21 protein-coding genes and 1 riboswitch are annotated in these 23,486 nt (G+C 69.1%); of the genes, 20 read left to right on the top strand and 1 reads right to left on the bottom strand.

Translation table 11 applies throughout. From position 1 onward, the window contains the following. Positions 1 to 347 precede the first annotated feature (347 nt). From MRBLWH13_RS09240 to argH, 17 genes are all read left to right on the top strand, one after another. On the top strand, positions 348 to 1,094 hold the full coding sequence (locus tag MRBLWH13_RS09240; RefSeq protein WP_056514823.1) for an amino acid ABC transporter ATP-binding protein: 747 nt from the start codon (positions 348 to 350) through the stop codon (positions 1,092 to 1,094). A gap of 46 nt (positions 1,095 to 1,140) precedes the next feature. Next, entirely contained in the window at positions 1,141 to 2,049 is a 909-nt protein-coding gene (locus tag MRBLWH13_RS09235; protein ID WP_056513064.1) for a glutamate ABC transporter substrate-binding protein, read from the top strand. Between the two features lie 60 nt (positions 2,050 to 2,109). After that, entirely contained in the window at positions 2,110 to 2,766 is a 657-nt protein-coding gene (locus MRBLWH13_RS09230; protein ID WP_056513061.1) for an amino acid ABC transporter permease, read from the top strand. Then, a complete protein-coding gene (locus tag MRBLWH13_RS09225; protein ID WP_341954477.1) occupies positions 2,763 to 3,683 on the top strand; it encodes an amino acid ABC transporter permease in 921 nt (306 codons plus the stop codon). The genes MRBLWH13_RS09230 and MRBLWH13_RS09225 overlap by 4 nt, the downstream gene beginning before the upstream one ends. Positions 3,684 to 3,692: 9 nt before the next feature. Further along, positions 3,693 to 4,331 carry a hypothetical protein gene (locus MRBLWH13_RS09220; protein ID WP_341954474.1) on the top strand — a complete coding sequence of 213 codons (639 nt, stop codon included), beginning with the start codon at positions 3,693 to 3,695 and terminating at the stop codon, positions 4,329 to 4,331. Positions 4,332 to 4,380: 49 nt separating this feature from the next. Further along, positions 4,381 to 5,421, top strand: a complete 1,041-nt coding sequence (pheS, locus tag MRBLWH13_RS09215) for a phenylalanine--tRNA ligase subunit alpha (protein WP_341954472.1) — start codon at positions 4,381 to 4,383, stop codon at positions 5,419 to 5,421. Then, positions 5,421 to 7,925, top strand: coding sequence for a phenylalanine--tRNA ligase subunit beta (pheT, locus tag MRBLWH13_RS09210; protein ID WP_341954470.1), 2,505 nt, complete (start codon positions 5,421 to 5,423; stop codon positions 7,923 to 7,925). Before pheS ends, pheT begins: the two co-directional genes overlap by 1 nt. Before the next feature lie 129 nt (positions 7,926 to 8,054). Beyond that, positions 8,055 to 8,771, top strand: coding sequence for a DUF402 domain-containing protein (locus MRBLWH13_RS09205; protein WP_341954468.1), 717 nt, complete (start codon positions 8,055 to 8,057; stop codon positions 8,769 to 8,771). 64 nt (positions 8,772 to 8,835) lie between these two features. After that, positions 8,836 to 9,801: an NAD-dependent epimerase/dehydratase family protein gene (locus tag MRBLWH13_RS09200; RefSeq protein ID WP_341954466.1), complete on the top strand. Its 966-nt coding sequence runs from the start codon at positions 8,836 to 8,838 to the stop codon at positions 9,799 to 9,801. A 23-nt stretch (positions 9,802 to 9,824) separates the two neighbouring features. Continuing rightward, a riboswitch (TPP riboswitch) is annotated at positions 9,825 to 9,918 on the top strand. Beyond that, positions 9,909 to 10,757, top strand: coding sequence for a hydroxyethylthiazole kinase (thiM, locus tag MRBLWH13_RS09195; protein WP_341954463.1), 849 nt, complete (start codon positions 9,909 to 9,911; stop codon positions 10,755 to 10,757). Its footprint overlaps the riboswitch before it by 10 nt. After that, positions 10,754 to 12,904 carry a bifunctional hydroxymethylpyrimidine kinase/phosphomethylpyrimidine kinase gene (locus MRBLWH13_RS09190; RefSeq protein ID WP_341954461.1) on the top strand — a complete coding sequence of 717 codons (2,151 nt, stop codon included), beginning with the start codon at positions 10,754 to 10,756 and terminating at the stop codon, positions 12,902 to 12,904. The genes thiM and MRBLWH13_RS09190 overlap by 4 nt, the downstream gene beginning before the upstream one ends. A 244-nt stretch (positions 12,905 to 13,148) precedes the next feature. After that, positions 13,149 to 14,201: an N-acetyl-gamma-glutamyl-phosphate reductase gene (gene argC, locus MRBLWH13_RS09185; RefSeq protein WP_341954459.1), complete on the top strand. Its 1,053-nt coding sequence runs from the start codon at positions 13,149 to 13,151 to the stop codon at positions 14,199 to 14,201. Further along, positions 14,198 to 15,355: a bifunctional glutamate N-acetyltransferase/amino-acid acetyltransferase ArgJ gene (argJ, locus tag MRBLWH13_RS09180; protein ID WP_341954457.1), complete on the top strand. Its 1,158-nt coding sequence runs from the start codon at positions 14,198 to 14,200 to the stop codon at positions 15,353 to 15,355. Before argC ends, argJ begins: the two co-directional genes overlap by 4 nt. Beyond that, entirely contained in the window at positions 15,352 to 16,269 is a 918-nt protein-coding gene (argB, locus tag MRBLWH13_RS09175; RefSeq protein WP_056513034.1) for an acetylglutamate kinase, read from the top strand. Before argJ ends, argB begins: the two co-directional genes overlap by 4 nt. Next, positions 16,266 to 17,477: an acetylornithine transaminase gene (locus tag MRBLWH13_RS09170; protein WP_341954453.1), complete on the top strand. Its 1,212-nt coding sequence runs from the start codon at positions 16,266 to 16,268 to the stop codon at positions 17,475 to 17,477. The genes argB and MRBLWH13_RS09170 overlap by 4 nt, the downstream gene beginning before the upstream one ends. Continuing rightward, positions 17,474 to 18,403: an ornithine carbamoyltransferase gene (gene argF, locus MRBLWH13_RS09165; protein WP_341954452.1), complete on the top strand. Its 930-nt coding sequence runs from the start codon at positions 17,474 to 17,476 to the stop codon at positions 18,401 to 18,403. Before MRBLWH13_RS09170 ends, argF begins: the two co-directional genes overlap by 4 nt. Next, positions 18,403 to 19,833, top strand: a complete 1,431-nt coding sequence (argH, locus tag MRBLWH13_RS09160) for an argininosuccinate lyase (RefSeq protein WP_341954451.1) — start codon at positions 18,403 to 18,405, stop codon at positions 19,831 to 19,833. The genes argF and argH overlap by 1 nt, the downstream gene beginning before the upstream one ends. A gap of 111 nt (positions 19,834 to 19,944) precedes the next feature. Here the strand turns inward: argH and MRBLWH13_RS09155 are convergent, their stop codons facing one another. After that, complete coding sequence (locus MRBLWH13_RS09155) at positions 19,945 to 20,532, bottom strand: DUF1349 domain-containing protein (protein WP_341954450.1); 588 nt, start codon at positions 20,530 to 20,532, stop codon at positions 19,945 to 19,947. 59 nt (positions 20,533 to 20,591) lie between these two features. Between MRBLWH13_RS09155 and MRBLWH13_RS09150 the strand changes: the two genes are divergently transcribed. The 3 genes from MRBLWH13_RS09150 (at position 20,592) to tyrS (ending at position 23,457) form a co-directional block, all read left to right on the top strand. Continuing rightward, on the top strand, positions 20,592 to 21,236 hold the full coding sequence (locus tag MRBLWH13_RS09150) for a SatD family protein (RefSeq protein WP_341954447.1): 645 nt from the start codon (positions 20,592 to 20,594) through the stop codon (positions 21,234 to 21,236). After that, positions 21,233 to 22,093, top strand: a complete 861-nt coding sequence (locus MRBLWH13_RS09145; RefSeq protein WP_341954445.1) for a hypothetical protein — start codon at positions 21,233 to 21,235, stop codon at positions 22,091 to 22,093. Before MRBLWH13_RS09150 ends, MRBLWH13_RS09145 begins: the two co-directional genes overlap by 4 nt. A gap of 62 nt (positions 22,094 to 22,155) precedes the next feature. Beyond that, positions 22,156 to 23,457: a tyrosine--tRNA ligase gene (tyrS, locus tag MRBLWH13_RS09140; RefSeq protein ID WP_341954442.1), complete on the top strand. Its 1,302-nt coding sequence runs from the start codon at positions 22,156 to 22,158 to the stop codon at positions 23,455 to 23,457. Positions 23,458 to 23,486 lie beyond the last annotated feature (29 nt).

Raw genomic sequence — 23,486 nt, 5'->3', positions numbered from 1 at the left:
AAATCCTCAAGAAGCCCGCTCTCGCAGGCGGGGCTCTGCCAATCTGGGGGTCGATCGCGATCGATTCGACGGAGAATTCAGATGTCACAGAGCCCACGCCACTCATGCAGGCGCGGGCTCCGTCCATCCCTCGGGTCGTCTCGTGATCGGATCCGATCGGAGGCTTGCCACTTCGTCCCGCTTGGGGGAGGAACGCAGCGGCAGGGGCGCCCCCACGGCTCGCGGGGGCGGGCCGTGGGGCACTCCGATGATTCCGAGCGATCGCGCCCTTGTCGTGGTTACGAACGTGTAAATGTCGCCGCGACTGTATGGAGCCACGTGTCCGACCTGGCTAGTTTGGAGAAATGATGACCTCTGGTAAGCCTCTCGTCGTGGTCGACAACGTCCAGAAGCACTATGGCGACTTCCAGGCGCTCACGGACATCGATCTCACGGTGAACGCCGGTGAGGTCGTCGTCGTGATCGGCCCCTCCGGCTCGGGGAAGTCGACGCTGTGTCGGACGATCAACCGGCTCGAGACGATCACGAGCGGCACGATCAGCATCGACGGCAAGGCGCTTCCCGCCGAGGGCAAGGGACTCGCGAACCTGCGCGCCGACGTCGGCATGGTGTTCCAGTCGTTCAACCTCTTCGCGCACCTGACGATCCTCGAGAACGTCACCCTCGGCCCCATCAAGGTGAGAGGCATGAAGAAGGCGGACGCCGACAAGGAGGCCATGACGCTCCTCGAGCGCGTCGGGGTCGCCCAGCAGGCATCGAAGCTCCCCGCGCAGCTCTCGGGCGGACAGCAGCAGCGCGTCGCGATCGCACGTGCTCTCGCCATGCAGCCCAAGGTCATGCTCTTCGACGAGCCGACCAGCGCGCTCGACCCCGAGATGATCAACGAGGTTCTCGACGTCATGGTCGAGCTCGCCCACGACGGCATGACCATGATCGTCGTCACCCACGAGATGGGCTTCGCCCGCAAGGCCGCCAACCGCGTGGTCTTCATGGCCGACGGGCGCATCGTGGAGGAGGCGACTCCCGAGGAGTTCTTCACGAACCCGAAGAGCGATCGCGCCAAGGACTTCCTCTCCAAGCTCCTCACGCACTGACGAGCTTCACAGACCTTTGCACACACAGCACACGAAGGAGACGCACATGCGACGCACACGCACACTGGCAGGAATCGGGATCGCGACGGTGGCACTGTTCGCGCTGACCGCCTGCAACAGCGGCAGCCCGTCCAGCCCTGGCGCCGGAACCGGCAGCGACGAAGGCGAGGACTCCACCTGGTTCGAGGTCGCCGAAGACGTCCAGCTCGAGGGCAGCCCGACGTTCGACGCCATCCAGGAGCGCGACAAGGTCATCGTCGGCGTCAAGGAAGACCAGCCCGGTCTCGGCTACCTGGATGTCACGACGGGGGAGCGCACCGGCTTCGACGTCGACATCGCCCGCTGGATCGCGGCCTCGCTCGGCTACGACGAGGACAAGATCGAGTTCAAGCCGATCGCCTCGGCGAACCGCGAGCAGGCGATCACCAACGGTGACATCGACTACTACGTCGGCACCTACTCGATCAACGACAAGCGCAAGGAGCTCATCGACTTCGCCGGCCCGTACTTCATCACCGGACAGGGGCTCCTGGTCGCTGCGGATGCGGACGACGCCGAGGCGCTCGAGGACTTCAACGGCAAGACCGTCTGCTCGGCGACCGGCTCGACGCCGATCCAGAACATCAAGGCGAACTTCCCCGACATCAAGACGCAGGAGTACGACCTGTACTCCGCCTGCGTCCAGGACCTGATCGACGGCAAGGTCGACGCGGTCACCACCGACCAGGCGATCCTGATCGGATACGCGGCTCAGTACCCGGATGACGTGAAGGTCACCGGCGGCCTCTTCACGGAGGAGCGCTACGGCGTCGGCCTCACCAAGGGCGACGACGCACTGCGCACGCACATCAACGAGCTCTTCACCGACGGTGGCGACATCTGGCAGGCGATCTTCGACGCGAACCTCGGCTCCAGCGGCATCGAGGTCGAGCAGCCCGAAGTCGACGCGTACTGATCTGACCCGGGCGGCCTCCTTCGGGGGGCCGCCCGCACAGTCTGAAGAAGGGAGGGTGGCGTGGACGTCATCTTCGGCAACCTCGATCTCTGGGGAGAGGCGATCAGCAACACGCTGCTCGTGTTCTTCGCCGGTGGGGTCATCGCGCTGATCCTCGGCCTCATCGTCGGGGCGATGCGCGTGTCGCCCGTGCCGATCGCCCGGGGCGTCGGCACCGTGTACGTGAACACCGTGCGCAACACCCCGCTCACCCTCGTGTTCTTCTTCTTCATCTTCGGGTACCCGCAGCTGGGCCTCCCCGAGCTGTCGAACCTGGTGCTCGGCATCCTCGCCATCGGCATCTACACCGCCACCTACGTGGCGGAGGTGCTGAGGGCGGGAATCAACACCGTTCCGGTCGGCCAAGCCGAAGCCGCGCGAGCGATCGGTCTGCCCTTCGGCCAGGTGATGGGTCTCGTGATCCTCCCGCAGGCGTTCCGCTCCGTGGTCCCGCCGATGATGAGCGTGTTCATCGCCCTGCTGAAGAACACGACCGTCGCTGCCGGGTTCTCGGTCGCCGAGCTCGCGGCTCTGCGATCGACTGTCAACGATTCCGCCGACCGACCCGGCAACCCCATGGAGGTCCTGCTCTGGGTCGCTGTGGTGTTCGTCGCCCTCGTGCTGCTGTTGAGCTGGCTGCAGCGATATCTCGAGAACCGATGGAGGATCGCGCGATGAGTTCCGTACTGTACGACGTCCCGGGTCCCCGGGCGATCGCCCGCAACCGCATCATCGCCGCCCTCACGATCGTCCTCGTCCTCGTCGCCGTGGGATTCGTGGTCTTCCGAATGGTCGAGACCGGCCAGTTCTCGGCAGAGAAGTGGTACGTCTTCACGTTCTCCAACGTGTGGATGGGCATCCTCAAGGCGCTCGGCAACACACTGGCCGCTTTCGGGTTCGCCGCGCTCCTGAGCGTGATCCTCGGATTCCTGCTCGCGATCGGGCGGCTGTCCGACCATGCGTGGATCCGCATCCCCATCACTGCGATCACCGAGCTGTTCCGCGCGGTCCCGGTTCTGGTCTTCATGATGCTGCTCTACTACGGGCTTCCCGTGGTCGGCATCAAGATGGATCCGTACTGGGCCGTCGTGCTCGCCCTCATGGCCTACAACGGGTCGGTCCTCGCCGAGGTGCTTCGCGCCGGCGTCGAGTCGCTGCCCCGCGGACAGAAGGAAGCCGGGTACGCCATCGGTCTCCGCAAGAGCGGCGTCATGCGACTGATCCTCCTGCCGCAGGCGATCCGGGCGATGCTCCCGGTGATCGTCGCGCAGCTGGTCGTGACGATGAAGGACACCGCCCTCGGGTTCATCATCACCTACCCGGAGCTGCTGTACTACGCGAAGCAGCTGACGTCGCAGCAGGGTCGTCCGATCCTGCAGTCGGCGTTCGTGATCGGCGGCATCTACATCGTCATGTGCCTCATTCTCTCCGGCATCGCGAAGTGGGTGGAGATCAGCACCCGCCGTTCGCCGAAGGTCAAGGCGATCCAGGCAGCCGGGGACCCGCGCCAGCACGGCGACGGCACCGACACCGAGCTCATCACCCTGCAGCGCGGGGGCGGTGTCGCGGGCAAGGACGGCCCCGGCCCGATCTGAGCGTCCGTCGTGATGCGTATCGAGCCGGTCTCCGCCTATCCGCCTGCGACGAGCCGCACGCTCGCGGAGTGGATGGATGCTGACCTGGCCGCGCTGCATGGCACGGACTCCCGGTCCCGGCTGCGTGAGGTCGCCGATGCCCGCGCGATGCGCCGTGGGATGTGGGCTTCGTTCCTCGCGCTCGGCTCGTCGTCCGTCGTCTTCGGGCTCGTCCTGCTGGCGGTCGGCATGCCGCCTTCGGCATACGTGCCGTCGATGATCATCGGTGGCATCGTCGCCGTCGTCTCCGGCGTGCTCCTCGCACGGGTGAGAGGCTGGATCCCGAAACCCGGCACGTCGTACACGACCCGGGGTGCCGGCTCGCTCGGAGGCGGCCTCATCGCCGCAACCAGCATCTTCGGGGCGCTCAACGTCTTCCTGATCCCCGGAATCGTCTCCTCGGTCGACCCGGTGCCGCTCCTCGTCCTCGACGCAGGATTCGCACTCCTGCTCGTCTCGGTGTTCGTGATCCCGGCCGCGGTCATCGGCCGGGGGCGTCAGACGCTGCGTCGCGAGGCGGAGCGGGACCAGCGGCTCGTGGCCGCGCTCGAGCGCGATCGGGTCACGTGGGTGCCCCTGGGCGCAGTGCCGATGTTCGGCCCGCTCTGAGCCCGGCCCCCGGAAGGAGCGGTCTGCCGTCCCGGTAGACTCCTGTCTCGTGTCTGAGTCTCCCGAAATCACCCCGGAAGCGGTCGAGGCCGCCGTCGCGGCCGCACTCGAAGCGATCAGTGCGGCCGCCGATACCACCGAACTGAAGGCGGCGAGAGCCGCTCATGTCGCAGACGGCTCGCCTCTCGCCGCCCTGAACGCCTCGATGCGGCAGGTGGCTCCCGAGAACAAGGCGGCCTTCGGCAAGCTCGTCGGGCAGGGGCGCGGTCAGGTCACGAAGGCCCTCGCCGCCAAGGAGGAGGAGCTGGCAGCCGCCGAGGTCGCCGCCCGTCTCGAATCCGAGCGCATCGACATCACCGCCGTTCCCTCTCGGACCCGCGTCGGCGCGCGGCATCCGCTCACCCTCCTCAGCGAGCAGATCTCCGACATCTTCGTCGGTATGGGCTGGGAGATCGCGGAAGGGCCCGAGCTCGAGCACGAGTGGTTCAACTTCGACGCGCTGAACTTCGACGTCGACCACCCCGCTCGCCAGGAGCAGGACACCTTCTACGTCGACCCGCCCTCGCGCCATCTCGTGATGCGCACGCACACGAGTCCCGTGCAGGTGCGCTCGATGCTCGACCGCGACGTGCCGATCTACGTGCTGTGCCCCGGCCGTGTGTACCGCACCGACGAATTCGATGCGACGCACCTCCCCGTCTTCACGCAGTTCGAGGGTCTGGTCGTCGACAAGGGCATCTCGATGGCCCACCTCAAGGGCACGCTCGACCACGTCGCGCGTCAGCTCTTCGGACCGGAGGCGAAGACGCGCTTCCGCACGAACTTCTTCCCCTTCACCGAGCCGTCTGCCGAGCTCGACCTGTGGCACCCGACCTTCAAGGGCGGCGCCCGTTGGATCGAGTGGGGCGGCTGCGGCATGATCAACCCGAACGTGCTGCGTGCGGCGGGGATCGACCCCGACGTCTACAGCGGCTTCGCCTTCGGTATGGGCGTCGAACGCGGACTCATGTTCCGCAGCGATGTGCAGGACATGCGGGACATGGCAGAGGGCGATGTCCGTTTCAGCGAGCAGTACGGGATGGTGGTGTGATGCGCGTCCCGCTTTCGTGGCTGCGTGAGTACGTCGATCTGGCAGCGGATGCGACGCCCGAAGACGTTCTGGCGGCGATGGTCACCGTCGGCTTCGAGGAGGAGGATATCCACCGCTTCGAGATCTCGGGTCCCGTCGTGGTCGGACAGGTCGTCTCCCTCGAAGGGGAGCCGCAGTCCAACGGCAAGACGATCAACTGGTGCCAGGTCGACGTCGGCGAGGCGAATGGCGGCATCCGCGGGATCGTCTGCGGTGCGCACAACTTCGTCGCCGGCGACAAGGTCGTGGTGACGCTGCCGGGCGCTGTGCTGCCTGGGCCGTTCCCGATCGCCGCCCGCAAGACCTACGGTCATGTGTCCGACGGCATGATCGCCTCAGCGCGTGAGCTGGGTCTCGGTGACGAGCACAACGGCATCCTCGTTCTCGCCGACCTCGGAATCGACGCTCCCGTCGGCACCGACGCGATCAGCCTGCTCGGTCTCGACGATGTCGCGGTCGAGATCAACGTGACGCCCGACCGCGGCTACGCGTTCTCGCTCCGAGGTGTCGCACGCGAGTACTCGCACGCCACCGGAGCGACGTTCCGCGACCCGGCCGAACGCGACTTCGCCGAACTCCAGCCCGGAACCGGTCATACGGCGATCGTCGACGACGCCACCCCCGTGCGCGGCCGCGTCGGAGCGAGCGAGTTCGTCACCCGTGTCGTCCGCGACGTCGACCCGTCGCGCCCCACCCCGCCGTGGATGATCGCTCGCCTGTCGCTCGCAGGCATGCGCTCGCTCGGCATCCTGATCGACATCACCAACTACGTGATGCTCGAGCTCGGCCAGCCCTTGCACGGTTACGACCTCGACAAGCTCGCGGGGGGAATCACGGTGCGCCGTGCGGCCGTCGGCGAGAAGATGACGACGCTCGACGGTCAGGAGCGCACGCTCCACACCGAAGACCTGCTCATCACGGATGAGTCCGGTCCGATCGGGCTCGCCGGTGTCATGGGCGGCGGCACCACCGAGATGAGCGACACCACGCACAACGTGCTCATCGAGGCCGCGACGTTCGACCCGATCACGATCGCGCGCACCGCGCGTCGTCACAAGCTGCCGAGTGAGGCCTCCAAGCGCTTCGAGCGCGGAGTGGACCCGCTCGTCCCGTTCGTCGCCGCACGGCGCGCCGCCGACCTGATGGTCGAGCTCGCCGGCGGCACGCTCACCGACGAGGGCGGCGCACTGTTCGCCGAGATCTTCGTCGGCGACATCGAGCTTCCGCGCGGATTCGTCCAGGGCCTGATCGGCGTCGACTACACCGACGCCGAGATCGAGGGTGCGCTGACGACGATCGGCGCGGAGGTCACCGAGGCGGATGCCGGGTGGATCGTCATTCCGCCGACCTGGCGCCCCGACCTCACCGACAAGTGGTCGCTCGCCGAGGAGGTGGCCCGCATCCACGGGCTCGACCGAATCCCCTCGGTGCTGCCCACGCCGCCATCGGGTCGCGGCCTGACGCCGCACCAGCAGGGTCGTCGCCGCGTCGCCGACGCGCTGGCCGCCGCCGGACTCGTCGAGACGCCGTCTTTCCCGTTCACCACCGAGTCGGAGAACGACCTGCACGGTTCCGCGTCGGGCGAGCACGTGCCGAGCATCCGCATCGCGAACCCGCTCGACGGATCCGCACCGTTCCTGCGTCGCTCGCTCATCCCGGGGCTCCTGCAGACCGCGCATCGCAACATCTCCCGCGGTCTCACAGATCTCGCCCTGTTCGAGACCGGCGTCGTCTTCCTGCCCGAGCCTGGTGTCGAGTACGGCACCGATGAGGTTCCGCCGCTCGGCGTGCGTCCGTCGGACGAGACGCTCGCCGCGCTGAACGCGTCGATCCCGCCGCAGCACCGCCACGTCGCGGCGCTGTTCACGGGCAATGTCGTGGCACGCCAGCCCGGCCGTGCGGCTGAAGCGGCCGGTCTGTCGGAAGCGCTGGACGCGGCTCGCGTCATCGCCGCAGCTGCCGGCGTGGACATCGAGGTGGCCCAGGGCGAGCGTACGGCGCTGCACCCCGGGCGCACCGGCGTCCTGTCGGTGGGCGGTGTCGAGGTCGGCTATGTCGGCGAGCTCCACCCCGACGTCGCCGCCGGCGCCGACCTTCCCGGCCGCGCCACGGTTCTCGAGCTCGACCTCGACGGCATCCTGGCGCTGGCTGAGCCTCGCGCCGTCGCCGCTTCCCTGTCGACGTTCCCCGCCGCCACGCAGGACGTCTCGCTCGTGCTCGGCGCCGACGTGCCGGCCGGCGCGGTCCGCGCCGCGCTGACGGAAGGCGCCGGTGCGCTGCTCGAGGCGATCCGTCTCGTCGACGACTACCGAGGAGAAGGCCTCTCCGAGGGGGAGAAGAGCCTCACGTTCGCGCTGCGGTTCCGCGCCGACGACCGCACGCTCACGGCGGCCGAGGCCACCGAGGCGAAGCTCGCCGGCGTCGCCGTCGCCTCCGAGCGCTTCGGCGCGACGCTGCGCGACTGATCCATCGCTTCGCGAGCCGCACCCCGATACGGGGCGGTTCGCGAGGCGGTGGTCGTGGCGTCGAATCTGGATGCGATCGCCTCGCCGAGCCGACCCGAATCCCGCGGGTGCCCGAGGTAGCGTGTCGTGATGAGCATCCTTCCCCACAGCACCCCCGCGGCGGTGCCGGACGGCGTCAGAGCGATGGGAGACGGGCCCTTCCTGCAGCCGGGCGATCAGATCGACTGGCACTACCGCAAGCCGGGTTGGCAGCCGGGTGACCCGTCGACCATCACGCCCATGCGCGTCGTGCGCGACGACGAGCGCGGTCTCGTGGCCTGGCTCGCGCCGGGAACCCTCCAGGAGGGGCAGGGGACGCCCGAGGGCGAGCGGATACGCGCGGTCCCGCTGGAGCGTCGCTGGCTCGAGCCCCGCACGCGGATCGTCGAGGAGTGGTGGGGCAACGGCATCCTCCGCATCGCCCCGACGGGCGCCGCGTGGTCGGTGTGGTTGTTCTGGAGCGAGGTGAGCGGGTCGGACTGGCAGTTCGCCGGATGGTACGTGAACCTCGAGAACGCTCACCTGCGCACCGACCGCGACACCTACTCGTCGGATCACATCCTCGACGTCGAGATCGAACCGGACGGCCGCGTGCACCTCAAGGATGAGGACGAGCTGGTCGCGGCCATCGCTCAGGGGCGCCTCACGCGCGAGCAGGCCGCGCAGATCGAGCGACACGCGGACGCCGCGATCGAGTCGTTCCATGCGGGCGAGTGGCCGTTCGATCCGGAGTGGCGGCAGTGGCGCCCTGACTCCTCGTGGACGGTGCCGGTGCTTGCCGGGCTGGGTGACCTGCACAGGTCGTGAGCACGGCATCCGCCCTGAGCGGAAGACCCTTCCGCTCGTGCACGGATGCTGATGGCATGGGTGCATGACAGACGTACTGATCCTCGGCGGAACGGGTTGGCTGTCGGGCCGGATCGCCCGGCGGATGCTGGTGAACGGGGCTACCGTGATGTGCCTCGCACGGGGAGGACGCCCGTCTCCCGAGGGGGCGAGCCTCGTGCTGGCCGACCGGGAGGACCCTGCGGCCTACGACGCCGTGACGGGTCGCGACTGGGACCACGTGATCGATGTCTCATCGGATGCGGCCCACGTCGAGGCGGCGGTGACCGCGCTCGGGGAACGGGCCGCCCGCTGGACGTATGTCTCGTCGATGTCGGTGTACTCCGACGACGCGACGGTGGGAGCCGACGAGACGGCTCCCGTTCATGCACCGGCGAAGCCGGGTGACGAGTACGAGTACGGCGCGCAGAAGGTCGCGGCCGAGAACGCCGTGCGTGCCCTCGGTGAGCGAGCGCTGATCGCACGCCCCGGGCTGATCGTCGGCGAGGGCGACCCGAGCGATCGCTTCGGATACTGGGCTGCGGCCTTCCTGCGCGCGGTCGACGGGCCCGTTCTGCTGCCGAATGCCGAGGGGCGCAGCGCGCAGGTGATCGACGTCGACGATCTGTCGGAGTTCGTCGCCACGACGCATGCCACGGGCGTGGTCAACGCGATCGGCGACCTGCATCCGCTCGCCGAGGTGCTCGCGACCGTGCGACGGAGTGCCGCACACGGGGGTGACACGGTGACGGCCGATGACGAGTGGCTGATCGAGAACGGCGTCGGGTACTGGGCGGGGGAGCGCTCGCTGCCCCTCTGGCTGCCCGCCGGGATGACCGGCTTCATGACCCGCACCAACGCCCGGTATCGCGCCGCGGGCGGCAACCTGCGCCCGCTCGACGAGACCGTCGCGGCCGTCGTCGCCGACGAGCAGGAGCGAGGGGTCGACCGTGACAGGCGCGCGGGGCTCACCCGCGTGGACGAGATGGACCTGCTGCAGCGGCGAGGGTGATGTCCGGTCGTCGCTAGACTTCGAGCAGTGACACGGGGTGCCGCATCCGCGGCTGAGAACAGACCCGTCGAACCTGATCTAGTTCGTACTAGCGAAGGGATGTCGCATTGAGCGATCGTCTGCGTCCAGAATCCGAATCGACCCTGGTGGCCTCGGCCGCCGAGCTGCTGTCCGCGCTCCGTGAGTCACCACCGCTGACCCACTGCATCACCAATTCCGTCGTCACGGGCTTCACGGCCAACGTGCTGCTGGCTCTCGGGGCAGCACCCGCGATGGTCGACATCGTCGACGAGGCGGGCCTCTTCGCGGGCGTCGCGTCCGGAGTGCTGATCAACCTCGGAACTCCGACCCCCGAGCAGCGGGCCGCGATCCTCGAAGCCGTCGCCGGTGCCGCAGCCTCCGGCACTCCCTGGGTGCTCGATCCGGTCGCGATCGGTTCGCTGCCCGTGCGCACCGCGCTCGCGCACGACCTCGTCGCCCGGCGCCCCACGGCGATCCGCGGGAACGCGTCCGAGATCCTCGCACTCGCAGGACTCAGCGCCGGAGGGCGTGGGGTCGATGCCACCGACACCACGGATGCCGCCTCCGACGCCGCCCTCGCACTCGCGGCCCGTCACGGCTCGGTCGTCGCCGTCTCGGGGCCGGTCGACCTGATCACCGACGGGCGGCGCGTCGTGCGGATCGCGAACGGCGACGAGCTGCTCACCAGGGTCACCGGTGGCGGGTGCGCACTGGGCGCCGTGATGGCCGCCTTCCTGGGGGCCGCCCGCACCGCGGGGATCGATCCGCTGACCGCCGTCGCGTCGGCGAGCCTGGTGTACACGATCGCTGCGGAACGCGCCGCCGCACGGGCCTCGGGACCTGGCAGCTTCGCGGTCGAGCTCCTCGACGCGCTCGCATCCGTGGAGCCGCACGACATCGGCGGTGCGGCACGCGTCGAGGAGCATGCGCTGTGATCGCGGACCTCTCGCTGTATCTGGTGACGGACCCGGATCTCTGCGGGGAACGCGGTCTCGTCGAGACCGTCCGCCGCGCCGTCGACGGGGGTGTCCGCGTCGTGCAGCTGCGGGACAAGACGGCGACGGATGCCGAGATCGCGACGCAGCTCGTCGAGCTCTCGCGCGTGATCGACGGTCGTGCACTGCTGGTCGTGAATGACCGCCTGGATGCTGCCCTCGCCGCGCGGGAGCAGGGCGCGCGCGTCGACGGCGTGCATCTCGGGCAGGGCGACGCGCCGGTGCTGCGCGCACGAGAAGCTCTGGGCGTCGAGGCGCTCATCGGCCTCACGGCGAACAGCCTGGAGCACTTCGAGGCTGTGCGCGCGCTGCCGCCCGGCACGGTCGACTATCTGGGCGTCGGCGTCATCCGCCCCACCACCACCAAGCCCGACCATCCGCCCGCCCTCGGCATCGAGGGGTTCCGCACCCTCGTCGAGGCGGCCGAGATACCGTGCGTGGCGATCGGGGGCGTGGCGATCGACGACACCGAACGGCTGCGGGCTGCGGGCGCGGCCGGCCTCGCCGTGGTCTCGGCGCTGTGCGCGGCTGCGGATCCGGCCGAGACCGCGGGGGCATTCGTGCGTCGTTGGCGCGCGGCGGGCACGCCGAGGGTGCTCAGCATCGCCGGGAGTGACCCTTCCGGTGGAGCGGGGATCCAGGCCGACCTCAAGTCGATCGCCGCGAACGGAGGATATGGCATGGCGGCGCTCACCGCGCTGACCGCTCAGAACACCATCGGCGTGCGCGGCGTGCATGTGCCGCCTGCGGCCTTCCTGCGCGAGCAGCTCGATGCGATCTCCGACGACATCGTCATCGACGCGGTCAAGATCGGGATGCTCGCGAACGCCGACGTCACCCGCACGGTCGCCGACTGGCTCGATGCCGTTCGGCCGCCGATCGTCGTCGTCGACCCGGTGATGGTCGCCACCAGCGGCGACAGGCTGCTCGATGAAGATGCCGAGGCGGCAGTTCGAGAGCTCCTCCGGCGTGCACATGTCGTGACCCCCAACCTCGGCGAGCTCGCCGTGCTGGCCGGGCGGACGATCGCGGGGTGGGATGAAGCGCTCGCCGCAGCGGAGGATCTGTCGACGGCGATCGGGGCGGCGGTGCTCGTCAAGGGCGGGCATCTCGCCGGGGACGACGTCCCCGATGCGCTCGTGGACGCCGCCGAGGGAGTGAGACGGGAGTACCAGGGCACTCGGATCCGCACCGCGAACACACACGGCACGGGGTGCTCGCTCTCCTCCGCGCTGGCCACCCGTCTGGCTCGTGGCGAGACGGCCGTCGACGCCGTCGCCTCGACCCGGGCGTGGCTGCGCGAGTCACTGCGCGAGAGCGAGCCGCTGCATGTCGGACGCGGTCACGGACCGGTCAGCCATTTCGCGGGGCTGTGGGAGCGCGGCGGGCTCGAGACGAGACCGACGCCGGAACAGATCCGGGCCGCGTGGTGGGCGCGCACGGCCGATGTGAGGGCGGGGATCGACGAACTCCCCTTCATCCGCGGACTGGCCGGCGGCACTCTCGCTCGGGAGCCGTTCCTGTTCTACCTCGCGCAGGACGCGCTGTACCTCCGCGAGTACGCCCGCGTGCTCGCCGAAGCCTCACGCCTCGCACCCACTCCGCACGAGCAGGCATTCTGGGCGCGCTCCGCCGAGGGAGCGATCATCGGCGAGCTCGAGCTCCATGCGTCGTGGCTGACTCCGGATGAGGGAGTGGATGCGGCGATGTTCTCGGTCGCTCCCGCTCCTGCGACCGTGGCCTACCTCGACCACCTGCGCTCCGTGGCGTTCGGAGGCGACTACGCCGAACTCATCGCCGCGGTTCTGCCGTGCTTCTGGCTCTACACCGACCTCGGCCAGCGTCTGCACGCGGGGGAGTTCGGCGAATATGCGCGGGATCCCCGGCATCCGTACGCCTCCTGGCTCGCAACCTACGCGGACCCGGCGTTCGAGGACGCCACGGACCAGGCGATCGCCCTGGTCTCGGCCGCTGCGGCGACCGCCGCCCCGGCCGCCCGGGCTCGGATGCTCAGAGCCTTCGAGGTGTCGAGCGCTCACGAGCTCGCCTTCTTCGCCGCACCGTTCGCCTCTGCCGCCTCTGCGTGACGGATCGGATTTGCGCATGCCGCGACGAGCGCGCTATCGTCGCGGCATGCCTTCGGCCGCCACCGCAACTCTGACGCTCGCTCCGAGCGTCATCGCCGTGCGCCGACGCCGCAGCGGCCGCCGACTCTAGGCGACCCTGCGCTTCTGCCTGCACACGCACGGCGGTCGAGTGCCGGTGTCGCCGCCCCGGTTCCCGACACTGCACCCCGAGTTCGACACGGGGCCCGACCGTTAAGGTAGAAGCATGACGTACTCCGTCGCCGTCTCCGGCGCATCCGGCTACGCGGGCGGCGAGATCCTGCGCCTCCTCGCGTCGCATCCCGACATCGAGATCCGCACCGTCACGGCGCACTCGAATGCAGGCCAACCGCTGGTGCAGCATCAGCCGCATCTGCGCTCTCTCGCCCATCTCACGCTGCAGGACACGACCCCCGAGATCCTCTCAGGGCACGACATCGTCTTCCTCGCTCTCCCGCACGGTCAGTCCGGCCAGTACACGGACGCGCTCGGCGACACCCCGCTCGTGATCGATGCGGGAGCCGACCACCGACTCACCTCGCAGGACTCATGGGACTCGTTCTACGGGGGCGACTTCCACGAGCCCTGGGCGTACGGCGTGCCCGAGCTGCTGGTCGGCGGCGTCAAGCAGAGGGAGATGCTGCGTGGCGCCACGCGGATCGCCGCGCCCGGGTGCAACGCCTCGACCGTGAGTCTGAGCCTCGCTCCGGGGGTCGCCGCGGGAGTGATCGACGCGGGGGACATCGTCTCGGTGCTCGCCGTCGGCCCCTCGGGCGCAGGCAAGAGCCTCAAGACCAACCTGCTCGCGAGCGAGATCCTCGGCAGCGCCAACCCCTATGCGGTCGGCGGCACCCATCGGCACATCCCCGAGATCCGCCAGGCGCTCGCCGCGGCGTCCGGAGCGGCGCCCGACGGCATCCGCATCTCGTTCACGCCCGTGCTCGTGCCGATGTCGAGGGGGATCCTCGCCACGTCGACCGCACCGATCATCGATGGCGTCAGCGATGCCGAGATCCGGGCCGCGTGGGAAGAGGCTTACGGTGACGAGACCTTCGTGCAGCTCCTGCCGACCGGTCAGTTCCCGCGCACGGCCGACGTCGTCGGTGCGAACACCGCCCTGATCGGTCTCGCCATCGATCGCGCGGCGAACAGAGTGACCGTGGTGACCGCCGTCGACAACCTCGTCAAGGGCACCGCAGGCGCTGCCATCCAGTCCATGAACCTCGCGCTGGGGCTGCCCGAGTCCCGCGCTCTCTCAGTGAACGGAGTCGCGCCGTGAGCGTCACCGCCCCCGCAGGATTCGAGGCGGCCGGAGTCGCCGCCGGCCTCAAGACGACCGGCAAGCCCGATGTCGCCGTGGTCGTCAACCGTGGCCCGCGCAAAGTCGGCGCCGCGGTCTTCACGAGCAACCGTGCCAAGGCCAACCCGATCATCTGGTCGCAGCAGGCCGTCGCCGATCGCGTGGTCGAGGCGGTCGTGCTGAACTCGGGGGGAGCGAACTGCTTCACCGGCAGCTTCGGCTTCCAGACCACGCACCAGACCGCCGAGCGGGCCGCAGAGCTCCTCGGCATTAGCGCCGGCGACGTGCTCGTGTGCTCGACCGGTCTCATCGGCGTCGGCGACGAGGTCTTCCGTGCCAAGGTGCTCACGGGCACCGAGCAGGCGATCGCCGAGCTGTCGGCCGACGGCGGCGAGGTCGCGGCCGAGGCCATCATGACCACCGACAGCGTGTCGAAGACCGCCGTCGTCAGCCGCGACGGCTGGAGCATCGGCGGAATGGCCAAGGGCGCGGGCATGCTCGCCCCCGGCCTTGCGACCATGCTGGTCGTCATCACCACGGATGCCGTGCTCGAGCCGCTCGAGGCGGATGCCGCGCTGCGTGCCGCGACCGGAACCACGTTCGACCGGCTCGACTCCGACGGATGCATGTCGACGAACGACCAGGTCACCCTGCTCGCGAACGGCGCGTCCGGCGTCACTCCCGACCTCGAGGATTTCTCGGCCGCACTGCGGGAGCTGTGCCAGCAGCTCGCGGTCAAGCTGCAGGGGGATGCCGAGGGCGCGAGCCACGACATCACCATCGAGGTGCAGCACGCGGTCTCCGAGGGCGAAGCGGTGGAGGTCGGCCGCTCGGTCGCCCGCAACAATCTGTTCAAGGCGGCGATCTTCGGAAACGACCCCAACTGGGGCAGAGTGCTCGCCGCGATCGGCACCACGAACGCCCAGTTCGACCCGTACGACGTGGATGTCTGGATGAACGGCGTGCGCGTGTGCAGCGAAGGCGGCCCCGATCGCCCCCGCGAGGAGGTCGACCTGACGCCCCGTGCTACGCACCTGGTGATCGACCTCAAGGTCGGCGACGCCACGGCCACGATCCTCACGAACGACCTCACCCACGATTACGTGCACGAGAACAGCGCCTACGCCTCATGACCGACATCCAGGACACCACGCCAGACGTCGCCGCGGTCAAGGCCGCGACGCTCATCGAGTCGCTTCCGTGGCTGAAGAAGTTCCGCGACCAGATCGTCGTGGTCAAGTACGGCGGCAACGCCATGGTCTCGGACGAGCTGCAGGAGGCGTTCGCGCAGGACATCGCCTACCTGCGCTACGTCGGCGTGCAGCCGGTGGTCGTGCACGGCGGTGGGCCGCAGATCTCCGACATGCTGCAGCGGCTCGAGATCCCGAGCGAGTTCAAGGGCGGTTACCGCGTCACGAACACCGAGGCCATCAGCGTCGTGCGCATGGTTCTCACCGGTCAGGTGAACCCGCAGCTCGTCTCGAAGATCAACTCGCACGGTCCGATCGCGACCGGTCTCAGCGGGGAGGACGCGGGGCTCTTCGGAGGTCGTCGTCGAGGCGTGGTGATCGACGGCGAGGAGATCGATCTCGGTCGCGTCGGAGACGTCGTCGAGGTCGACCCGACGCCCGTGCTCGACCACCTGGCTGCCGGCCGAGTGCCGGTGGTCTCCAGCATCGCGCCCGATCTCGACCACCCCGGTCAGTCCCTCAACGTGAACGCGGATGCCGCGGCTGCAGCCCTCGCCGTGGCGCTGAACGCACGCAAGCTCGTCATCCTCACGGATGTCCCCGGGCTCTACGCCGACTGGCCCAACCGCGACTCGCTCGTCTCGCACCTCACCTCGGAGGCGCTCATCGAGATGCTCCCGACACTCGAATCCGGCATGATCCCGAAGATGAAGGCCTGCCTGGATGCGATCCAAGGCGGCGTCGACGCCGCCGCCATCATCGACGGACGCGTGCCGCACTCGGTGCTCGTCGAACTCTTCACCAGCAAGGGAATCGGAACAGAAGTGGTCATGGGAAGCGCAGGGACGAACGCATGAGCAATTGGCAGGATGACGCAGCGAGCGATCTGGTCCTCAACGCCGGGCCCCGCCTGGCGATGCTCACTCGTGGCGAGGGCTCATACCTCTGGGACTCCGAGGGCAAGCGCCACCTCGACTTCCTCGCCGGCATCGCGGTGACGTCGCTCGGGCACGCGCATCCGGTGTTCGTCGAGGCCGTCTCACGGCAGGCGGCGACTCTCGCACACGTGTCGAACTACTTCGCCACTCCGTCGCAGCTCGCGCTCGCCGCACGGCTGAAGCGCCTCGCCGGTGCCGGCATCGACGGCCGCGTGTTCTTCTCGAACTCCGGAGCCGAGGCCAACGAGGCGGCGTTCAAGCTCGCCCGTCTGCACGGCGGCACGGAGAAGCCGCGCATCATCGCCCTCGAGAACGGGTTCCACGGGCGCACCATGGGCTCGCTCGCGCTCACTGCCAAGGCTGCGATGCGCGCGCCCTTCGAGCCGATGCCCGGCGGCGTCGAGCACATCCCGGCGACGATCGAGGCCCTCGAGGCAGCGATCGACGATCGGGTCGCGGCCGTGATCGTGGAGCCCATCCAGGGCGAAGCCGGTGTCGTCGAACTGCCGGAGGGCTACCTGCAGGCGGCGCGGTCGCTGACTCTGAAGCACGGGGCACTGCTCATCGTCGACGAGATCCAGACGGGCGCGGGACGCACCGGAGCCTGGTTCGGATTCAGCCACGAGGGCATCACCCCCGACGCCATCACGCTCGCGAAGGGCATCGGCGGCGGCTTTCCGATCGGCGCACTCGTCACTTACGGCGCGGCGAGCTCGCTCTTCACCCCCGGTTCGCACGGCTCGACGTTCGGCGGCAACCCGCTGGCGACCGCTGTGGCCGACGCGGTGCTCACCGAGATCGAGAGCGCGGGCCTCGTCGACAACGCCGCGCGTCGGGGCGAGGAGCTCCGTGAGATCATCACCGGGCTCGACTCGCCCCTCGTCACCGGGATCCGCGGCCGGGGGCTCCTCATCGGCGTGGCACTCAGCGCTCCCGTCGCGAACGACGTGGTCGCCGCCGCCCAGGAGCGCGGGCTCATCGTGAACGCCGCGAACCCCGAGACCGTGCGCATCGCGCCAGCGCTCACCATCGGCGACGCCGAACTCGCCGAGTTCCGCGAACTCTTCGCCGCATCGCTCGCCGATGTCCAGGCATCCCTCACCGAATCCGGAAAGGCCCTCGCATGACCCGCCACCTTCTGCGTGACGACGATCTGACCCCCGCCGAGCAGGCGGAGATCCTCGATCTCGCCATCGAGCTGAAGAAGGACCGCTGGGCGAACAAGGCGCTCGCCGGTCCCCAGACGGTCGCGGTGATCTTCGACAAGTCCTCGACCCGCACCCGCGTCTCGTTCGCGGTGGGCATCGCCGACCTCGGCGGCTCGCCGTTGATCATCTCCACGGCCAGCAGCCAGCTCGGCGGCAAGGAGACTCCGTCCGACACGGCTCGCGTTCTCGAACGACAGGTCGCGGCCATCGTGTGGCGCACCTACGCGCAGGCGGGGCTCGAGGAGATGGCGGAGGGAACCACGGTCCCCGTCGTCAACGCGCTGTCCGACGACTTCCACCCGTGCCAGCTGCTCGCCGACCTCCTCACGATCCGCGAGCACAAGGGAGACCTGAAGGGCCTCACGCTGACCTTCTTCGGGGACGGGCAGAGCAACATGGCGCACTCCTACGCGCTGGCAGGCGTCACCGCCGGCATGCACGTGCGGATCGCGTCGCCCGCCGACTACGCGCCTCGCGCCGACGTCGTCGAGGCGGCCGACCGCCGTGCCGCCGAGACCGGCGGGTCCATCACCCTCTACACCGACGCCGTCGAGGCGGCGGCCGGTGCGGACGTCGTGGTCACCGACACCTGGGTGTCGATGGGCAAGGAGGAGGAGAAGCTCGCGCGCATCCGCGATCTCGGGGGCTACAAGGTGACACCCGAGACGATGCAGATCGCCGATCCCGAGGCGATCTTCATCCACTGCCTCCCCGCCGACCGTGGCTACGAGGTCGACTCCGAGGTGATCGACGGCCCGCAGAGCGTCGTCTGGGACGAGGCCGAGAACCGTCTGCACGCCCAGAAAGCGCTGCTCGTCTGGCTGCTCGGCAAGAAGGACGCGTGATGGTCGACTCGAAGAACGAAGGCACCAACGAGGGCGCGCTGTGGGGAGCTCGTTTCGCGAGCGGACCCTCACCCGAGCTGGTCGAGCTCAGCCGCTCGACGCACTTCGACTGGGTGCTCGCACCGTACGACATCGCCGGCTCCCACGCCCACGCGACCGCGCTCGCGGCGGCCGGATACCTCGAGTCCGATGAGGCGGCGCGGATGCACGAGGGACTGGATGCCGTCGCGCGCAAGGTCGCGGACGGCACCCTGCAGCCCGTCCCCTCCGATGAGGACGTGCACGGTGCTCTCGAGCAGGCGCTGATCGCCGAGCTCGGGCCGGAGCTGGGCGGGCGCCTGCGCGCAGGCCGCAGCCGCAACGACCAGATCGCCACGCTCGTGCGGATGTATCTGATCGATCATGCCCGCGTGATCGCCCGCGACCTGCTCCGCGTCATCGACGCGCTCGTCGCGCAGGCGGAGGCGCACCCCGACGCGATCCTCCCCGGACGCACGCACCTGCAGCACGCGCAGCCGGTGCTGCTCGCCCATCACCTGCAGGCGCACGCATGGCCGCTCGTGCGGGAGCTCGAGCGCCTCGTCGACTGGCGTCGTCGTGCCGGCGTCTCGCCCTACGGCGGGGGAGCCCTCGCGGGGTCGACGCTCGGCCTCGACCCGGCTCTCGTCGCGACCGAGCTGGGCCTCGATCGTCCGGCCGAGAACTCGCTCGACGGCACGGCCGCACGCGACGTGGTGGCCGAGTTCGCCTTCATCACCGCGATGACCGGCGTCGACATCTCGCGTCTGAGCGAGGAGATCATCCTCTGGAACACGCGGGAGTTCGGATTCGTGACGCTGCACGACAGCTACTCGACCGGGTCGAGCATCATGCCGCAGAAGAAGAACCCCGACATCGCCGAGCTGGCTCGCGGAAAGTCCGGGCGTCTGATCGGAAACCTGTCGGGTCTCATGGCCACGCTCAAGGGCCTCCCGCTCGCCTACAACCGCGACCTGCAGGAGGACAAGGAGCCGGTCTTCGACTCGGTGCAGACGCTCGAGGTCGTGCTCCCCGCGTTCGCCGGAATGATCGCGACGCTGCGCTTCGACACCGAGCGGATGGCGGCGCTCGCACCTCAGGGCTTCTCGCTGGCGACAGATGTCGCCGAGTGGCTCGTCAAGCGGCGTGTCCCGTTCCGCGATGCGCACGAGATCTCCGGCGCCCTCGTCCGCGCCTGCGAGGAGCAGGGGATCGGCCTCGAGGACGCCTCCGACGAGCTGCTGCTGTCGGTATCGCCGCACCTGGTGCCGGATGTCCGTGAGGTTCTCACGATCGAGGGGTCGGTGGCATCGCGCACCGGAGCCGGAGGGACCGCGCCCGTGCGGGTGGCCGAGCAGCGCGCCGAGCTCGTGGCCCGGGCTCAGGCGGCCGCGCACGCGCTCGGCCTCTAGCCGGCGTCTCGGCGGCGCGACGACTCGCACCACGCAGAACGGCCCGCGGACACTCTCGACGAGAGTCTCCGCGGGCCTTTCGGTTCTCCGCTGATGGTCTGTCGACGCGGCTCAGTGCAGCGCGGCGTCGGCGGCCGAACGAGTCCAGCGGGTGAAACGCACGACGAGACCGGAACGCGTGGGCCCGGCGAGGAAAGGACCGGCGGATGCGGCGGCATCGCCGTCGAACGGAGCGACCCTGACGAGGCGCCATTCGCCGTCGTCCGCACGTGCGCGCACGATCACGGCATCCGCCCAGCGGCTCACGCGGACGGTGATCTCGCTGCCGTGCCAGTCGTCGACGTACCCGACCGACCAGTCGGAGCGGATGTCGGTGACGACGGCTCCGAGGCCGAGATGCTCGTCGGCATACTCGACGCCCGCCTTGATCCAGTGCTCGTCGTCGATGCGCACGAAGACACCTGCCTGGTCGAACTGGCCGTCCCACGGTGCGCGGAAGGTGACGTCCATCGCGTCTCCCACCGCCAGGGGAGCGAGAAGCGCATGCTCGGTGTCGTGCACGAAGCCGTAGGCGGTGTGACGCCAGGCGTCGCTGCCCTCCACGGCGGTCACGGCGAGGCTCTCGCCCTCTGTGGCGAGAGCGGCAGGTGCGTGTGTCCAGGAGCCGTCGGCCCAGGGGATGATGTGTGATTCAGGCATGTTCCGAGACTATAGCCAAATAGGGCATAAATGGAAGTTATTCGTGATACGGTTATCACATGGTCATCGCCGTACTCGCCGATATCGTGGGCTCTCGTCAGCTCGACGATCGGTCGGCGGCGCAGCGCATCCTCGACGACACCATCAGGCGGGTGGAGGGTGATCTGCCCCTCGCGCAGCAGCCGCTGACGCCCACGGTAGGCGACGAGCAGCAGGGTGTCTACCTTGCGCTCGAAGACGCGATGGTGTCGCTCCTGATGATCCAGCTCGCTCTTCCCGACGGCATCGCCTTCCGCTTCGGGATCGGTGTCGGCGACGTGCGCGCGGTCGACTCCGTGCACGGCGAACTCGCCGACGGCCCCGGCTGGTACGCCGCGCGAGCCGCGATCGAGACCGTGCATGCGAGGGAGGGCCGCGCCGTGCCGCGCACGCGCACATGGATTGTCGGTGCTCCCGGGCAGGATGAGGTCATGGACAGCGTGATCGCCGCATCGAACGCCTACCTCCTCGTCCGTGACGAGCTCGTCGGCGCGATGAACGAGCGCGAGCGCCGTCTCACCTACGGGCGCCTGATCGGCAGATCTCAGCATGAGCTGGCGGCCGAGGAGGGCATCTCGCAGCCGAGCGTCTCGAAGTCGCTGAGGAGCGCGGGGAGCGCCGCACTGATCGAGGGAGTGGCCGCCTTGAGAGGATCGAACGCATGATCGTCGCCGGATTCCTGCTGCTGGCGGTGGGTGCCGCCGATCTCGTGCGGCAGTTCGCACCGCGTCGGTGGATCGGCTACCTCGTGGTGGCCGTCATCCTGCTGCTCCTCGGCAGCGTGAGCGATGCGCTGCTGCCGATGCTCGCAGGTCTGGTCGTCGGTGCGTTGTGGGTCTGGTGCATGCCGTCGGAGCGACCGGCACCGCTCGGGTTCTGGCCCGCCGTGCTGCTCGGCGTGCTGTGCATCGGTGCCGTGGTGTGGCTCGGTGCTCGAGCGGATGCCGGTCTGATCGGTTCGGTGTGGACGTTGCGTTCACCCGTCGGCGACGTCCCGTTCGATCTCGCGATACTCACCCTGGGCGCGGCTGTCTTCCTGCTCGAGTCCTCGAACCTCGTGGTGCGCGCCGCGCTCGACGGCGAGCACACCTGGCGTCCCGCCGAGCTGCGGCTCGTCGCGTCCGACACCGAGGTCTCGATCCCTGCCGCCTCCGACGGCGTCGCCGCCGAACAGGGGCATGACGCCGCGGTCGAGGACGCGGCTGTCGAGGGCGCGACTGCCGAGGACGCGGCTGTCGAGGGGGCGACCGCCCGTATCCCGGCGTCCGATCCTCGTGCGGGATTCAAAGGCGGCCGGCTGATCGGGCCGCTCGAGCGCATCCTGGTGATGATCCTCACTCTGGCCGCCGCCTACCCGATCCTCGCGGCGATGCTCGCGGCCAAGGGCATCGTGCGATTCCCCGAGATCTCGCGCGACGGTGAGACCGGGGCGCGGGCCGAGTACTTCCTGGTGGGCAGTCTCGTGAGCTGGGTGATCGGTCTCGGCGCGGCGTTCCTGGTGTGGTGGGCAGCCCACAGCTGACAGCGGCGATCCGCCCGTGCGGAGGCGAATGGCAGGCACTGACCGCTGATAGCCTGGAGCGCGTGTCGAATACCGATCTGACGACCGCCCCGCCGGCGATCGACCCCACGTTCGAGAACGTGTGGGACGAACTGCTGTGGCGCGGCCTCGTCCATGTGTCCACTGACCAGGAGGCGCTGCGCGCCCTTCTCGCCGGGGACCCGATCACGTATTACTGCGGTTTCGACCCGACTGCTGCCAGCCTGCACCTCGGCAACCTGGTGCAGCTGCTGACGCTGCGTCGCATCCAGCTCGCCGGGCACAGGCCGCTGGGCCTGGTCGGCGGCTCGACCGGCCTCATCGGAGACCCGCGGCCCACTGCCGAGCGTACGCTCAACACGCGTGAGACCGTCGAGGAGTGGGTCGGACGCCTGCGGACGCAGGTCGAGCGCTACCTGAGCTTCGAGGGCGACAACGCCGCCCGCATCGTGAACAACCTCGACTGGACGGCGCCGCTGTCGGCGATCGACTTCCTGCGCGAGATCGGCAAGCACTACCGTGTGGGCACGATGCTCAAGAAGGATGCAGTCGCCGCGCGACTGAATTCGGATGAGGGCATCAGCTACACCGAGTTCAGCTACCAGATCCTGCAGGGCATGGACTTCCTCGAGCTGTACCGCCAGTACGACTGCGTCCTGCAGACGGGCGGCTCCGACCAGTGGGGCAACCTCACCAGCGGCACCGATCTCATCCGTCGGTCCGAGGGCGTCGCCGCGCACGCGATCGGCACGCCGCTGATCACGAACAGCGACGGCACCAAGTTCGGCAAGAGCGAGGGCAATGCGATCTGGCTGGATCCGGAGATGTGCAGCCCGTACCGGATGTACCAGTTCTGGCTCAGCACGGCGGATGCCGACGTCATCGAGCGGTTGAAGGTCTTCACGTTCCTGACCCGCGCCGAGATCGAGGAGTACGAGGCGCTCGTCGAGTCCGAGCCGTTCCGGCGTGCCGCGCAGAAGCGCCTGGCGCTCGAGGTCGTCGCGACGGTCCACGGGATCGATGCGACGGCCGCCGTGATCGCGGCATCCGATGCTCTGTTCGGCCAGGGGGATCTGACCGCGCTGGACGCATCGACGCTGCGCACCGCGTTGGAAGAGCTCCCGAACGTCACGGTCGACGAGGGCTCGTCGGTCGTCGACGCGCTCGTCGCGACGGGGCTGGTCTCGAGCCTGTCCGAGGCTCGCCGTGCGATCGGTCAGGGCGGCGTGTCGCTCGACGGCGAACGCGTCGATGACGAGGCGGCCACCGTGCAGGGAACCCTGCCCGGCGGCGTCTCCGTGCTCCGCCGCGGCAAGAAGACCCTTGCGGGAGTCTTCCTCGCCTGACGATCGACTTCTGATCGCGAGACGGCGGT

The sequence above is a fragment of the Microbacterium sp. LWH13-1.2 genome, assembly GCF_038397735.1.
Lineage (GTDB): Bacteria > Actinomycetota > Actinomycetes > Actinomycetales > Microbacteriaceae > Microbacterium.
The sequence above is the reverse complement of the archived record's forward strand: the minus strand, read 5'-3'. Positions and strand labels throughout refer to the sequence as shown.

Bases quoted from the DNA above. Each gene is read 5' to 3' on its own strand.
- MRBLWH13_RS09240 (WP_056514823.1), top strand. From the start codon at position 348: ATGACCTCTGGTAAGCCTCTCGTCGTGGTCGACAACGTCCAGAAGCAC.
- MRBLWH13_RS09235 (WP_056513064.1), top strand. From the start codon at position 1,141: ATGCGACGCACACGCACACTGGCAGGAATCGGGATCGCGACGGTGGCA.
- MRBLWH13_RS09225 (WP_341954477.1), top strand. From the start codon at position 2,763: ATGAGTTCCGTACTGTACGACGTCCCGGGTCCCCGGGCGATCGCCCGC.
- pheT (WP_341954470.1), top strand. From the start codon at position 5,421: ATGCGCGTCCCGCTTTCGTGGCTGCGTGAGTACGTCGATCTGGCAGCG.
- MRBLWH13_RS09205 (WP_341954468.1), top strand. From the start codon at position 8,055: ATGAGCATCCTTCCCCACAGCACCCCCGCGGCGGTGCCGGACGGCGTC.
- MRBLWH13_RS09200 (WP_341954466.1), top strand. From the start codon at position 8,836: ATGACAGACGTACTGATCCTCGGCGGAACGGGTTGGCTGTCGGGCCGG.
- argC (WP_341954459.1), top strand. From the start codon at position 13,149: ATGACGTACTCCGTCGCCGTCTCCGGCGCATCCGGCTACGCGGGCGGC.
- argB (WP_056513034.1), top strand. From the start codon at position 15,352: ATGACCGACATCCAGGACACCACGCCAGACGTCGCCGCGGTCAAGGCC.
- MRBLWH13_RS09170 (WP_341954453.1), top strand. From the start codon at position 16,266: ATGAGCAATTGGCAGGATGACGCAGCGAGCGATCTGGTCCTCAACGCC.
- argF (WP_341954452.1), top strand. From the start codon at position 17,474: ATGACCCGCCACCTTCTGCGTGACGACGATCTGACCCCCGCCGAGCAG.
- argH (WP_341954451.1), top strand. From the start codon at position 18,403: ATGGTCGACTCGAAGAACGAAGGCACCAACGAGGGCGCGCTGTGGGGA.
- MRBLWH13_RS09155 (WP_341954450.1), bottom strand. From the start codon at position 20,532: ATGCCTGAATCACACATCATCCCCTGGGCCGACGGCTCCTGGACACAC.
- MRBLWH13_RS09150 (WP_341954447.1), top strand. From the start codon at position 20,592: ATGGTCATCGCCGTACTCGCCGATATCGTGGGCTCTCGTCAGCTCGAC.
- MRBLWH13_RS09145 (WP_341954445.1), top strand. From the start codon at position 21,233: ATGATCGTCGCCGGATTCCTGCTGCTGGCGGTGGGTGCCGCCGATCTC.